We start from the raw sequence: 13525 nt of genomic DNA on the forward strand, positions 1-13525 counted from the left end.
TCTCTAGGAATGGCGCGGTTGTTGGGGCAATTGATCATCTTGATTCGAGTCCCATCAGCCACCCCAGATAACAAAGACGCCGACAAGCGATCCGCTTGTCGGCGTTTTTCGTTTCCGGGTGCCCGAACCGCCTGCGGCCGCGCTGGGCAAAGCGCGGCACGTAGACACGCTTTCCTTTCGGCCTCTGCTAGGACGCCGGCAGCGGGCGCAGCGACTGCAGCACCGTCGGCAGCAGCTCGCAGACCGTCGGGTGGATGCGCACGCCGTTCATCACCTCGGTGTACGGGCGCTTGGCGACCAGCACGTCGAGCAGCGAGTGGACCGCCTCGTCGCCGTCGACGCCGAGGATGGCCACGCCCAGGATGGCCTTCGACTTCGCATCGACGAGGATCTTGATGAAGCCGGCGTCCTCGCCTTTCTCGATCGCCCGGCCCACGCGCGACATCGGTCGCGTGCCGATCAGCGCGTCGTGGCCGCGCTCGCGGACCTCGCGCTCGGTGAGGCCGATGCGCGCCAGCGGCGGATCGGTGTAGAGCGCGTAGGTCACGACGCGCTCGCCCACGCTGCGCCGGGCGCCGTCGAACAGGTTGGCCGCGACGATCTCGAAGTCGTTCCACGAGGTGTGGGTGAACGCGCCGCGGCCGTTGCAGTCGCCCAGGGCCCAGATGTGTTCGACGCTGCTGCGCAGCTGGTCGTCCACCGCGATGTAGCCGCGCTCGTCGAGGCGCACGCCGGCGCGCTCGAGGCCGAGGTCGTCGGTGTTGGGGCGCCGGCCGGTGGCCACCAGCAGGTGGCTTGCGCGCACGCGCGGCGCGCCTTGCCGGCAGTCGACGTCGACGACGATGCCGTCGCCGTCGGGCGCCGCGCGAACGCATTCGGCGCCGGTGCGCACCTCGACGCCCTCGTCCTCGAGGATGCGTTGCAGGGCCTCGGCGACGTCGCGATCCTCGCGCGGCACGAGCTGCGTGCCGCGCTGGACCACCGTGACGTCGGAGCCGAAGCGGCGAAACATCTGCGCGAACTCGAGTCCGATGTAGCTGCCGCCGACCACCACCAGGTGCCGCGGCAGGCGGTCGAGCTTCATGATCGAGGCGTTGCTGAGCCACGGCACGCCGTCCAGGCCCTCGATGCCGCCGGTGGCGGGGCGCCCGCCGACGTTGACGAAGATGCGCTCAGCGCGCAGCCGCCGCTGGCCTACCGCCACCGTGTGCGCATCCTCGAAGCGCGCGTGGCCGGCGATCAGCTCGACGTTGCGCATGCCGCTCAGCCATTGCTCGACATTGCGGCGCGCGTTGCTGGCGATGCGGTCCTTGCGCGCCATCACCGCGGCCAGGTCGACGCCCGGATCGGCCGGTGGCCGCACGCCCCAGCGCTCGGCATGGCGCACGACCCAGGCGGCATGCGCGCTCGCCACCAGGGCCTTGGTCGGGATGCAGCCGGTGTTGACGCAGGTGCCGCCGACCTGTCCGCGCTCGATCACGGCCACGCGCAAGCCTTGGCCAGACATGCGCTCGGCCAGCGGCGAGCCGGCCTGGCCGGTGCCGATGACGATGGCATCGAAGGATTCGGTCACGGCGCGTTCCTCCATGGCGGTGCCCACTGCGGTGCCTTCACCAAGTGCCCGGCCGGGCTCGCCAAGCGGCTTCAGTGCGAGGTGCGTCCACCGCCGTGACTGCGGCCGGCCACCGCCGCGGCCAGCACGATGCCGATCAAGGCACCGAAGACGGCGCCTGCCAGGCTGCCGAGCGGACCTACCGCGATGCCGATCATCGCGCCGAGCCCGGCCCCGCCGATCGCGCTGAGCGTCGTGACCATGGCATGGCTGCCCAGCCATTCGGCCGCGGGGCTGGCGGCCTCGCCGTGCGGGCGCACCGAGCCGCTGTCGGCCGTGGATTGTGTATCGACCACGGGAGGCGGCGCGCCGTTGGCCGCGGGTCGTGGTGAGTCGGGGGTCCCGTTCATGGCCATCGCTCCTAGGCAGGTGCGAAAGACCTGCCTGATGGCCGCGGGCAAGCCGCGTGCGCAGCGCGGCGGCGGCCCATGTTTTGAGCCTCAGTTCGGGCGCAAGGCCGGCAGCAGGCGCTCGGAGGCGGGCAACTCGCTGTCGCCGTCGATCTCGGTCGCGATCTGCGTGCACACGGCGCGGCACAGCATCGCCGCGCGCTCGCTTTGCAGGCGGTAGAAGATCTGGGTGCCCTCGCGGCGCTTGCCAAGGATGCCGGCGCGGTACAGCGTGGCCAGGTGCTGCGACATGTTGGGCTGCGTCGCGTCGATCTCGGACAGCAGCTGCGAGACGTTCTTCTCGCTGTTGCACAGCGCGCTGATCAGCTTGAGCCGGATCGGCGTGGAGAGGATCGCGAACAGCTCTGCCGCGCTCGCGAAGACGCGGTCCGATTCGGCGTCGCTGCTCACGGTGTGGCTCCCTGGGATGGCGTCGGCTGCATCGTAGCGGCAAGCCGGCCTGCAGCGCTAGATGCGCAAACACGCATGAAGCGAATGCGGCGGTCCTGTCCTAGGCCCTAACAGGCCTCACTTGAAGTGATAGTGGTCGCGGTTGAGCGCCGCGGCGATCGCGGTCACCTCCTCGGGGAAGAGGCTCAGCTTCAGCTCGGTGCTGCAGTACTCGACCATGCCGCGCAGCTTGGCTGGCGAGTTGATGCGGCCTTCGGGCCGGTAGATCGCGGAGCCGTCGCCGCCCACGCGCTGCGCGTGGCACTGGGTGCACTTGTTCTCGCGGATCAGCTTGGCGCCGAGTTCGACGTCGGCCCCGCGAAAGAGCTCGGGGCCGGCGTCGGGCTGGACCGGCGTCGCGGCGGCCGCGGTGACGGCGACAGCGAGCGCGGCAACAGCAGCGAGGCATCGATGCGTACGGGTCATGCGCTTCCTCCGGTGTTGTGCCCTGGATTCAGGCCAGTGGCCGCTCGGCCAGCTGGGCCAGCTCCATCACGTCTTCCTCGAACATCTCGCCGGGCAGGCATTGCAGCAGCCGGCCCGCGCGGTCGACGACGCAGGTCATCGGCACCACCTCGCGCGTCGTGAACAGCGCGCGCAGGCGGCCCTGGTTCATCGCGACGGGGAAATGGTAGTCGTTGGCCGCCATGTAGCGGCGCACGCCGGCCGCGTCGCGGTCCACCGAGATGCCCAGCACGCGCAGCCGGCGCGCGCCGACGGCACGGTGCAGCTTCTCCACGTGCACGTTGTGGCGCTTGCAGTAGGGGCAGGTGGTCGAGAAGAACACGACGATGGCGCCGGTGTCGGCCCAGTCGGCGGCGGCGAGCGTGCGGCCGTCGAGCAGCTCGATCGAGGGCCAGCGGATCGCCGGAGCCGGCGTCGCGGCTCCCGTCGGCCGCAGCGCGCCGGCGGCCAGCAGCGCCAGCAAAGTGCGTCTGGGGAGGATGCCGCGCGGCTCAGTCACGCTCGTGCTCCATCAGCAAATAGGTGTTGTAGGCGTTCATGCGGTTGGCGGCGGCAAACAGCGGCAGCATCTCGAAGCGCGACCAATCGGTGCGGGCGTAGGCTTCGTCAAACGGCTCGAGATTGCGCGCCGCTTCTCCCATCGTACGCCGCAGGTGCTGCAGGTAGTCGCGCGTGAGACGGATGTCCTCGACCGGCTGCTGCGAGGCCGGGCCGTGGCCGGGCACCATCACGCGCGCATCGAAGCCGAGCAGCTGATCGAGCGCCGCGATCCAGTGCCGGCTGTCGGCCTGGCCGACGAAGGGGATGCGGCCGCGAAACACCAGGTCGCCGGCGAACAGCACGCGCTCGCCGGGCACGAGGACCACCATGTCCTCGGGCGTGTGGGCCGGGCCGACCGCGCGCAGGCGGAACTCGGTGCCGCCGATGCGAAGTGCCGCGTCGCCGTCGAGCCAGCGGTCGGCGGGAACCAGGCGCGTGTGCTCGTCGATCCAGGGAAAGAGGTCCTGGCGACTTGCCTCGAGGCGGCGCTGCGCGGTCTCGGAGACGAGGTAATCCTGGCCGTGACGCTGCGCGATGATCTGCGCGCCCGCCGCCTTGAAGACCTGCAGGCCGTAGATGTGGTCGGCGTGGTAGTGCGTGAGCAGCACATGGCTCACCGGCTTGGGCGTGATGCGGCGGATCTCGCCGAGCAGCCTTTCGGCCAGCGGCGGCGAGCCGAGCGCGTCGATCACGACCACCGAGTCCTCGGTGACCACGAAGCCGGCGTTGGAGATGAAGTTCTGGTTCTCGGCCGAGCCTTGCGCGCTCTGGCCTTGCACGAAGTAGCTGTGCGGGCCGACCTGCTCGACGCGCATCTCGACCGTGGCGCCCGCAAGCGGCTGAGCCGACGCGACGCCGCAGCACATCGCCGCGCAGAGAACGCCGAACGAGCGGCGCCGCATGGCGCTAGAACTCCAGCGCGTCGGCAATGGCCTTGATGCCCGCGGCGGCACAGGCATCGTCGGCCTCGCCACCGGGTGCGCCCGAGACGCCGATCGCGCCGAGCGTCGAGCCGGCGGCCTCGATCGGCAGCCCGCCGCCGGCCGCCATTACCTGCGGCAGGCTGCGCAGGCCGCTCATCTCCTTGCCGGCCTGGGTTTCGCGCGCCAGCGCCGCGGTCGCGATGCGAAAGCTCGCGGCCGTCCAGGCCTTGCGCGTGGCCGCGTCGATCGTGTGCGCGCCGGCGAAGCGGTCGCGCAGCAGCACCTGGGTCAGGCCGGCGCGGTCGCTGACCGCCACGGCGACCTGGTAGCCGGCCTGGCGGCAGTGGGCGAGCGCCGCCTGCGCGGCCGCGAGCGCCGTCTCGGGCGTCAGCGAGCGCGTCGCGAACGTGGCGTCGGCGGCCTGCGCGCCGCCGACGCAGGCGAGCGCCACGGCGGCCGCGGCAAGGCAGGTGGGCTTCATGATGTTCAGGGCTTCAGGTAGGCCCAGCCTTGCAGCTGCAGCTTGGTCAGGCGCACCACGCCCGAGGGCGTGAACTCGGCTTCCTGGATGAACTGCTCGCGCTTGAGGTTGCGGTTCTTCAGCGTGATCTCGCAGACCTCGAACTTCACGCCGCGCGCGACCAGCGCGGCAACGATGGCCGCGTAGTCGCCGCCGTTGGGATCCTTGGCGCCTTCCATCAGGAAGTCGACGCCGTTGGCGTGCGTGACGACCAGGATCTGCGCCGTCGGATCCGTGTCGAGGTGGTTGCGGATGTTGCGCAGCGTGCCCAGCGCCTGCGTCTTGGCGTCGTTGACGTGATAGGCCACCTTGTCCTGCGCCCAGGCGCTGGCGGCGGCGAGGCAGAGCAAGGCGGCGGCAAAGCAGCGGCGCAAGGTCATCGCGTTCTCCTCGAGGGTGTTTCGACGTTCAGGCCACGCCGGGGTTGCCGGCGACGCCGATCAGCCGCGGCGTGTTGAGCCGGCGCGGCGTGACGCGGCCCTTGGCCTTGAGCCAGGATTCGACCACGTCCCAGACCATCGGATTGCCGGCCGCCTTGGCCTCCTCGGCCACCGGTGCCCATCCGGCGACCTTGTAGCGCTTGCCGGCCTCGATCGGCACGCCGCCCAGGCGCATGTCCTGGATGCGCTTGCCCATGGCTTCGCCGGGCGCGATCGCGTAGCTCAGGCCGCCCACGCGCACCATGTCGCCGCCTTGCTGGTAGTAGGGGTCGGGGTTGAAGAGGTTGTCGGCCACGTCCTCGAGCACGGTCTTGATCGTCTCGCCGGTCATCTCGGTGACGGTGGCGTAGGAATAGGTGGTGGCGAGCTGGTCCATCATCAGCTCGCGCGTGATCACGTCGCCGGGCAAGAGGCTGGTGCCCCAGCGAAAGCCCGGCGAGAACGCGATCTGCGCGCCTTGCGCCTCGATCAGCGCGTCGCACAGCAGCTGGTCCCAGCTGCCGTTGAAGTTGCCGCGGCGGTAGAGCAGGCCGTCGGTCACCGCGAGCTTTTCCGCGAGATTGTCCTGGTAGGGCGCGCGGATGCGCTCGATCAGCGCCTGCATCTCGGGATCGGCCGGCAGCTGGTTGGCGAACACCGGCAGCAGCTTGTAGCGATAGCCGGCGACCTTGCCGTCCTTCACGTCGAAGTCGAGCACGCCGAGGAACTTGCCGTTCGATCCGGCGTTGGTGACGAGCGTCTGCCCGCCGGCATTGCGCACGATCACCGGCTGCGGCACGCCGTCGTGCGTGTGGCCGCCGAGGATGGCGTCGATGCCGCGCACGCGCGAGGCCATCTTGAGGTCGACGTCCATGCCGTTGTGCGACAGCACGACGACCGCCTGCGCGCCCTTGGCACGCGCCTCGTCGACCATCTGCTGCAGGCGGTCGTCCTGGATGCCGAAGCTCCAGTCGGCCACCATGTAGCGCGGGTTGGCGATCGGCGTGTAGGGGAAGGCCTGGCCGACGATGGCGACCGGCACGCCGTTGACCTCCCGGATCACATAGGGCTTGAACACCGGATCGCCGAAGTCGGCGGTCTTGACGTTCTGCGCGACGAACTCGATGCGGCCCTTGAGGTCGCCGTCGACCAGTTGCTGCACGCGCTCCTGGCCATAGGTGAACTCCCAGTGGCCGGTCATCACGTCGACGCCCAGCAGCTTGCACGCGTCGACCATGTCCTGGCCCTTCGTCCACAGCGAGGTGGCCGAGCCCTGCCAGGTGTCGCCGCCGTCGAGCAGCAGCGCGCCGGGTCGCGAGGCCTTGAGCCGCTTGACCAGGGTGGTGAGGTGCGCGAAGCCGCCGACCCGGCCGTAGCGCCGCGAGGCGGTCTCGAAGTCGAGGAAGGTGTAGGCATGCGCGAGCGGCGTGCCCGGCCGCACGCCGGCTTGCCTGAGCAGCGCCTCGCCGACGAGGTGCGGCGGCTGGCCGCTCATCGCGCCGACACCGAGGTTCACGCTCGGCTCGCGAAAGCGCAGCGGCAGCAGCTGCGCATGGCAGTCGGTCATGTGCAGCAGCGAGACGTTGCCGAAGCGCGGCAGGTCGTACAGGCCCTGCGCGGCGCTGGCCGCATCGGCCTCGGCGTGGCGCGAAAGGCCCAGGCCCGCGGCCGACGCGGCGGACAGAACCTGCAGGAACTCGCGCTTGCTGATGTGGCCGCTGCTGCTCATGATTCAGTGGTTGCTTATATATTGAGGGCGAGAAACCCGCCGTCGCATCGGATGCTCGGGCGGGCTAGGGCCTGTTAACGCTACGAGAGGGCTCGCGCCGGGGGCAGGCGGGCTACTGGTTGACCGGCGACTTCGGGTCGAGCAGCAAGGCCATCACATTGCGGATCTGGTCCTCGGTCAGCAGCCCGGCATGGCCGAAGCGCGGCATGTTGGAGCAGGCCGAATACGCCTTGCTGTTCCACAGCTTGGCCCAGGTGTACTTGACGATCGCCTCGCTCGCCGGGTTGGCCGGGTCGGCCACGCCGCGCAGCTTGCCGTATTGGTACAGGCTGGGCCCGATGGTGCCGAACGACAGCTCGGCCTTGCCGATCTGATGGCAGTTGTAGCAGCTGCCGCCGTTGGCGCTGCCGGCGGCGTCGGTCCAGGTCATGCCGCGGCCGTTCTGGGCCAGCTTCTCGCCTTCCTTCCAGTCGCCGAGGTAGCGGCCGTCGGCGGGCCACTTCACGCTGGCGAGCGCAGCGGTCTCGATCTGGTTGGCGACGGCCGGCGCCGGGGGGATCGGCGAGGAACAGGCCTTCTGGCCGAGGTCTTGCTCGATGCGGTCGAGCTTGGCAATGCCTTGCTCGCGGAACGAGGCTTTCATCATCGCCTGAGCCGCGCCATCGAGTTCCTGCGACGAGGGCATCGGCGACAGCGCCGCGCAGCCGGCGGCCAGCACCGCGATCGCCGCGAGGGTGAGGGTGGTCTTCTTCATCGTCGGCCTCCGTGCCTCAGCGCTTGATCGACGGCGCGATCGACTCCGCGCCCTTGGCGTTCACGCCCATGTAGACGCCCAGCGCGGTCGTCACGTCGGAGCCGAAGCCGGGGTAGGGGAAGCGCTGCTGGCGGAAGCAGTCGTTGAGGCGGCGCTGCATGGTCCACAGCTCGCCGCTGGAGACGCGGTAGGCCGGCCAGGCCGCGAAGCCGATGCCGTTGCCCGGGTTGTGCGTGAGGTCGGGCAGGTCCTGCAGGCGAACGCGCTTGCCGGCCTCGCCGTGGCACGAGGCGCAGGAGAAGTCCATCGGCCCGCCGCGGAAGTAGAAGGCGCGCTTGCCGAGCTCGTACATCACCTTCTCTTCGCGGTGCGACTGCGGCAGGTTCATCTTCATGCCGCGCGACTCGGCCGAGATGTAGGCGGCCAGCGCCTCCATGTTGGCCTGCTCGCCGCGGCCGAACGGCGTCTTTGCGATCTCGGCGGCGTTCAGGCCCTGCAGCGTCTCCATGCAGGTCAACAGGCGCGACTCCATGTCCTGCACGCGCTTGGTGTCGGCGAAGTAGCGCGGCAGTTCGACGAAGGCGCCCTTGACCACGCCGGGGCCCTTGCCGAGGTCGCACTGCTCGAGCGAGGCGTTCTTCGGGCCGCGCTTTTGCTTCCACAGGGCCTCGCCCTTGGCTTCGAACAGCTCGGCGGGATTGCCGTCCTCGAGCATCTTGCGGTACTCGGCGATACCGTCGGCCGTGCTCTTGGCCGATTCCTTGCCGTTGGCCTGAGACCATGCGGCGCCTGCGGCGGCGAGCGCCAGCGCGGCGAGCGCCGCGCCTGCCATCGAAGCTTTCATGCGGGGGAGTCTCCTGGGGTGTTGTCGTTATCTGGTCGTTCTCTGCCTGGGCGACGAGGTCCTCAGGACACGGTGGCTTCGTCGGTGCGCGTGTCGCCGCGGTTGTCGACCCAGCTGATCGCGATCTTGTCGCCGGCCTTGGCACCCTTGACGGTGAACTGCAGGAACGGGTTCTTCGCGACCGCCGGGCCCCACTGCGCGGTCATCACGGTCTTGTCGTTGTGCTTGGCGGTGACCTGCTGGATGTACCAGGCGGGGATGGTCTTGCCGGAGGAGTCCTTGCGCTGGCCGGTTTCCATCTCGTGGGCCATCAGGACGCGGACGACGGCGTTGCCGCCGGAGGCTTGGGCGCGGATGCGCATCGGGTCTGCCATGCTTGCTCCAATCAAATCTGTTCAGACGGCGGGACGCGCACGGTCAGCCGCCGCAACCGCCCAAGGTCACCTTGACTTCCTTCTGGGCGTAGAGGACCCGCCCGTCGCCCATCATCGCCACGGCATACACGTTCGACGACTGGCCCATCTTCACGCGCGTGGAGATCGTGGGCTCGACCGCGTCGGTCAGCTCGAACATCGAGGTCATGATGTTCGGGTTCTTCTCGACCAGGATCAGCAGGCGCTTGGCGCCCGCGGCGGTGGTGGCCGCGCCCAGCGGCACGACGGCGCCGTTCTCGGCGATGTCGGGGCCGGTGATCGTCACTTCCTTGCTTTCGGTCGGCGCCGAGGCGCCGAGCGCCTTCATCAGGTCGGCCATCGACTTGGTCTCGAACGCGGCGGCGTTGTAGCCGGCCGCCTGGGCGCGTGCCAGCTGGGGCAGCAAGCCCGCGGCAGCCAGCAGGCCGGCGACGGCGGTGCTGCGCTTGAGCACTTCACGACGGGTGTTCATCGAACGGGTCTCCTTAGTTCAGTCGATGCTAATGCTTCGATGTCGGTCGGGCTTCGGGGCGATCCCTAGCGTTGCGGGGCGCCCGCGGCCAGCCAGCGCGCGATGGCGCGCGCGTCGGCCTCGGGCAGGGTTTGCGCCGGCATCGGGATCGCGCCCCAGGTGCCGCTGCCGCCGGAGCGGATCTTTCCGGCGAGGTAGTCGACGGCATCGGGGCGGCCCGCGTGCTTCTTCGCGACGTCACGAAGCGCGGGCCCGACCAGCTTGCCGTCGACGGCGTGGCAGGCGGTGCAATTGTGCTTGCCCAGCAGCGCCAGCGAAGCCGCCGCCTCCGTGGTATCGGCCTTCGTCGCCGCGGGTGCCGGCGCAGGCGCGGGGGGATCGCCCGCGCGCCGCGTGTCGGCGCCGCGCTGGGCGCCGACCGCACGGTTCTGCTCGGCCAGGTTGCCGTGCGCGTCGCGCGCGAAATCGGGCAGGAAGGACGCCAGCCTGGGCTCGGCGCTGCAGTCCTTCATGCACGACGAACCCTGCACGTCCGGCTTGCCGGTGCCGCCCAGCTCCTTGCCCGGCCACAGGCCGTGCTTCGTCGTCATGCCGTCGCGGTTGGGCAGGCGCTTTTGCACCTCGGCGATGTTCCTGTCGCTGAGCACGAAATCCGCCGGCAGCACCTCGCCCAGGTGCAGCAGGTAGGCGGTGGTCGCGTAGACCTCGTCGGCGCTGAGCGACTTGGGGTTGTTCCAGGGCATTGCGCGGTGGATGTAGTCCCACAGCGAGGAAACCTGCGACAGCTTCATCATCGAGGTGCGGCCGGGATAGCCGGGGTCGGTCAGCCGCGCGACGCGGCCGCGCTCGACGTCGGCCTTCGTCGTGCCGCCGACCAGCGGGTTGAACACCTCGCCCGATTCGCCGAACACGCCGTGGCACGAGGCGCACTTGGCCTCCCAGACCTCCTGGCCGCGCTCCACCGAACCCGATCCCGGCGGCAGGCCCTTGAAGTCGGGCCGCACGTCGATGTCCCAGGCCGCCAGCTCCTTGGGTGTGGCGGCGCGACCGATGCCGGGAAAGCCGCCGCCTTGCGCCGCCGCCCATGCGCAGCCGAAGGCAGCCACCGCCGCGACGAGCGCCTTAGGCCAGCTGGACATTCTTCACCTCACCGCCTTCTTGCACGAGCCAGGTCTGGACCGCGTTGTTGTGATAGATCGAGCGCGAGCCGCGCACCGCGCGCAGCTGTGCATAGGTGGGCTGCACGTGGCCGGTCTCGTCGGTCGCGCGGCTTTGCACCAGCGCCGGCTTGCCGTCCCAGACCCAGTCCAGGTTGAAGCGCGTGAGGCATTTCGACATCACCGGCGATTCCAGCCGGGCAGGGCGCCAGTTGCGACCGCCGTCGACCGACACGTCGACCTTGGTGATGCGTCCGCGGCCCGACCACGCCAGGCCCGAGACGTTGTAGAAGCCGCGGTCGAGCAGCACCTGGCCGCCCGAGGGCGTGGTGACCACGCTCTTGACCTCCTGGATCGACGTGTACTGCCGGTGCAGGCCGCCGGGCACCAGGTCGACGTAGTGCAGCGTCTCGTCCTTGGTGCCGTAGGGCGCGTCGCCGAGCTCGATGCGGCGCAGGTACTTGACCCAGCTCACGCCCTGCACGCCCGGCACGACCAGGCGCAGCGGGTAGCCCTGCTCGGGGCGCAGCATCTCGCCGTTCTGGCCGTAGGCGACGAGCACCTCGCCGCTGTCGATCAGCGAGCGCGGGATGGTGCGCGTCATCGAGGCGCCGTCGGCGCCTTCGGCCAGCACGAACCTGCCGCGCGACCAGTCGGCGCCGCACAGGTCGAGCAAGGTCTTGAGCGGCACGCCGGTGAACTCGCTGCAAGACAGCATGCCGTGGCTGTACTGGCAGGTCGGCACCGCGACGTTGCCCCATTCCATGCCGGTGTTGGCGCCGCACTCGATGAAGTGAAAGCGCGAGACCGAGGGCAGGCGCATCAGCTCGTCGAGCGTGAAGACCATCGGCCGCTTGAGCATCTTCTCGTCGCTGCCGTTGACCATCAGGCGGTGCTTGGAGGGGTCGATGTCCCACCAGCCCTGGTGATGGCGCTCGAAGTGCAGGCCGCTGGGCGTGACGATGCCGAACAGCGACTGCAGCGGCGCGAACGACACCGAGGCCTGGCTGGTCTGCGTCAGGCCCGGGCTGTTGCGGCGCTGCACGTTGGCCTCGTACTTCGAGGGTTTGCCGTAGCCGTCGGAGACGACCGGGCGGCCGAGCCCGCGGCTGTGCTCGGGCAGCTCGAGGATGTTGGGGTCGCCGTCGCCCGAGACGGGATTGGAGGTCGCGGTGGCCATGGGCGCGGCGGCGCCGGCGGCGGCGGCCGCGAACGCGCGGCGGATGAAGTCGCGCCGGCCTTGCTTGCCTTCGCGGAAGACGGTGCGGACGCCTTCGGCGTCGAGAAAGTTCTCGGGCGCCTTGATCAGGCGCCCGGAAGGTGGCGTGTCGCTGGGCATGCGGCGTCCTTGGTCGGTGCCGCTGAAATATAAGTAAGTTCGAATGAAAGGATATTGAGGGTTTGCACCGAAACCGAATCGGGGGCGAGGCATGGCGGCCGGCGCAGCCGCGGAAGGCACAATTTCGCCTCCGATCGAACTCCATCGCCGCGCACCATGAACCTTCCCCTGAGCCCCGAGTCCGCGACGCAGGCCGTCGTTTGGGGCGGCCTCGCGCTCGGCCTGGCGCTCGGCGCGGCCGGCCAGGCCTCGCGTTTTTGCATCCGTGGCGCGATCGCCGACTGGTACCTGTTCGGAGGCAAGGGCCGCATGCTCTCGTGGGTGCTGGTGGTCGCGGTGGCACTGGCCGGCACTCAGGCGCTGATCGCCGCGCAGGTCTTTGCGCCCGAACGCGCCGTTGCCGCATCGCCGCGGCTGCTGTGGGCCTCGACGCTCGTGGGCGGCTTGATGTTCGGCTACGGCATGGTGCTGGCGGCGGGGTGCCCGCAGCGCAGCCTCGTGAAGGCCGGCACGGGCAACCTGCGTGCGATCGTCACGCTGCTGGTTGCCGCGCTCGGCGCGCAGATGACGCTGCGCGGCGTGTTTGCCGAGGCGCGCACGAAGACCGTAGACACCTTGGGCGTGCAGCTCGCCGGGCCGCAGGATCTCGGCAGCATCCTCGCGGGCTGGTCCGGCCTGGGCACCGGCACGCTGCGCGGCGCGGCGGTGCTGCTGTTCGTCGTGGTCGCGGCAATCTGGCTATGGCGACAGCGCGCGCAGATGGAGCCGGTGCAATGGGGCGCCAGCATCGCGATCGGCCTGCTGGTGCCCGCCGCCTGGTGGCTCACCGGCCAGATCGGCTACTTGCCCGAGCACCCCGAGACGCTCGAAGCCGCCTGGATGGGCACCGCCTCGCGCCGCCCGGAGGCGCTGAGCTTCACCGCGCCGCTGGCGAGCGCCGCGGACCTGTTGACCTACTGGTCCGACAAGAACACGGTCGCCACATTCGGCGTGACGATGGCGCTGGGCGTGCTGATCGGCAGCCATGTCTCGGCGCGGCTGCGCGGCGAGGTCAAGCTCGAGTCCTTTGCCAACGCCGCCGAGCTGCGCGACCACCTGGTCGGCGGTCTGCTGATGGGTGTGGGCGGCGTCACGGCGCTGGGTTGCTCGGTGGGCAATGGCGTGACGGGACTCGCACTGCTGTCGGTCGGCGCGATGCTGGCGGTGGCGGGCATCGTCGGTGGCGCACTGCTGGCCCTGCGCGCGCAGATGCGTCGCGCGCAACGGGTGGCGCCGAAGCTGGCGGCGGCTTAGCCGATCTGCATTCGCGGCGATTGCGCGTAGCCGCTCATGCGGGGCCGCGTGGTCGCGGCAGGCGGTCCCCGGCGGGGGCTCATGCCGTGGCGGTCGACGCCGTGCTGTATCGAAGAGGGCTGGTGCGGGGTTTCTCTGCGAACAAGCACGACGCTGCCTGCAAAGGCGCGGGCGTTCAGGCGGCGTAGCGCCTGTGCGCAGCCGAT

General features: G+C 70.0%; 16 protein-coding genes. 1 reads left to right on the forward strand and 15 read right to left on the reverse strand.

What is annotated here, in order from left to right; translation table 11 throughout:
- Positions 1–187: 187 nt before the first annotated feature.
- The 15 genes from ACO2TI_RS10460 to soxC form a co-directional block, all read right to left on the reverse strand.
- Positions 188–1573, reverse strand: coding sequence for an FAD-containing oxidoreductase (locus ACO2TI_RS10460; protein ID WP_423284112.1), 1386 nt, complete (start codon positions 1571–1573; stop codon positions 188–190).
- A 71-nt stretch (positions 1574–1644) separates the two neighbouring features.
- Entirely contained in the window at positions 1645–1962 is a 318-nt protein-coding gene (locus ACO2TI_RS10465) for a hypothetical protein (protein ID WP_423284114.1), read from the reverse strand.
- Between the two features lie 90 nt (positions 1963–2052).
- The gene (locus tag ACO2TI_RS10470) at positions 2053–2412 is read right to left on the reverse strand and encodes an ArsR/SmtB family transcription factor (protein WP_423284116.1); all 360 of its coding nucleotides are present in this window, start codon (positions 2410–2412) and stop codon (positions 2053–2055) included.
- Between the two features lie 117 nt (positions 2413–2529).
- Complete coding sequence (locus tag ACO2TI_RS10475) at positions 2530–2877, reverse strand: hypothetical protein (RefSeq protein ID WP_423284117.1); 348 nt, start codon at positions 2875–2877, stop codon at positions 2530–2532.
- A gap of 28 nt (positions 2878–2905) precedes the next feature.
- Positions 2906–3415 carry a TlpA disulfide reductase family protein gene (locus tag ACO2TI_RS10480; RefSeq protein WP_423284119.1) on the reverse strand — a complete coding sequence of 170 codons (510 nt, stop codon included), beginning with the start codon at positions 3413–3415 and terminating at the stop codon, positions 2906–2908.
- The gene (locus ACO2TI_RS10485) at positions 3408–4358 is read right to left on the reverse strand and encodes an MBL fold metallo-hydrolase (RefSeq protein ID WP_423284120.1); all 951 of its coding nucleotides are present in this window, start codon (positions 4356–4358) and stop codon (positions 3408–3410) included. The genes ACO2TI_RS10480 and ACO2TI_RS10485 overlap by 8 nt, the downstream gene beginning before the upstream one ends.
- A 4-nt stretch (positions 4359–4362) precedes the next feature.
- Entirely contained in the window at positions 4363–4860 is a 498-nt protein-coding gene (locus ACO2TI_RS10490) for a GlcG/HbpS family heme-binding protein (protein ID WP_423284121.1), read from the reverse strand.
- A 5-nt stretch (positions 4861–4865) separates the two neighbouring features.
- Positions 4866–5279, reverse strand: a complete 414-nt coding sequence (locus tag ACO2TI_RS10495; RefSeq protein WP_423284123.1) for a DsrE family protein — start codon at positions 5277–5279, stop codon at positions 4866–4868.
- A gap of 28 nt (positions 5280–5307) precedes the next feature.
- Positions 5308–7047, reverse strand: a complete 1740-nt coding sequence (soxB, locus tag ACO2TI_RS10500; protein WP_423284124.1) for a thiosulfohydrolase SoxB — start codon at positions 7045–7047, stop codon at positions 5308–5310.
- A 112-nt stretch (positions 7048–7159) separates the two neighbouring features.
- Entirely contained in the window at positions 7160–7801 is a 642-nt protein-coding gene (soxX, locus tag ACO2TI_RS10505) for a sulfur oxidation c-type cytochrome SoxX (protein WP_423284126.1), read from the reverse strand.
- Between the two features lie 16 nt (positions 7802–7817).
- Positions 7818–8645 (reverse strand): sulfur oxidation c-type cytochrome SoxA, encoded by an 828-nt coding sequence (gene soxA, locus ACO2TI_RS10510; protein ID WP_423284127.1) that lies wholly within the window; start codon positions 8643–8645, stop codon positions 7818–7820.
- 62 nt (positions 8646–8707) lie between these two features.
- Positions 8708–9019, reverse strand: a complete 312-nt coding sequence (soxZ, locus tag ACO2TI_RS10515; RefSeq protein WP_423284129.1) for a thiosulfate oxidation carrier complex protein SoxZ — start codon at positions 9017–9019, stop codon at positions 8708–8710.
- A gap of 43 nt (positions 9020–9062) precedes the next feature.
- Complete coding sequence (gene soxY / locus ACO2TI_RS10520; RefSeq protein ID WP_423284130.1) at positions 9063–9530, reverse strand: thiosulfate oxidation carrier protein SoxY; 468 nt, start codon at positions 9528–9530, stop codon at positions 9063–9065.
- A gap of 65 nt (positions 9531–9595) precedes the next feature.
- Entirely contained in the window at positions 9596–10669 is a 1074-nt protein-coding gene (locus tag ACO2TI_RS10525) for a c-type cytochrome (RefSeq protein WP_423284131.1), read from the reverse strand.
- A complete protein-coding gene (gene soxC / locus ACO2TI_RS10530) occupies positions 10653–12026 on the reverse strand; it encodes a sulfite dehydrogenase (RefSeq protein WP_423284132.1) in 1374 nt (457 codons plus the stop codon). Before soxC ends, ACO2TI_RS10525 begins: the two co-directional genes overlap by 17 nt.
- Positions 12027–12182: 156 nt before the next feature.
- Here soxC and ACO2TI_RS10535 point away from each other — a divergent pair, with 156 nt between their 5' ends.
- Complete coding sequence (locus ACO2TI_RS10535) at positions 12183–13319, forward strand: YeeE/YedE family protein (protein WP_423284134.1); 1137 nt, start codon at positions 12183–12185, stop codon at positions 13317–13319.
- Positions 13320–13525 lie beyond the last annotated feature (206 nt).

Origin of the sequence: Caldimonas sp. KR1-144, from assembly GCF_049446155.1 — a bacterium.
In the GTDB taxonomy this organism is placed as follows: Bacteria; Pseudomonadota; Gammaproteobacteria; order Burkholderiales; family Burkholderiaceae_C; genus Rivibacter.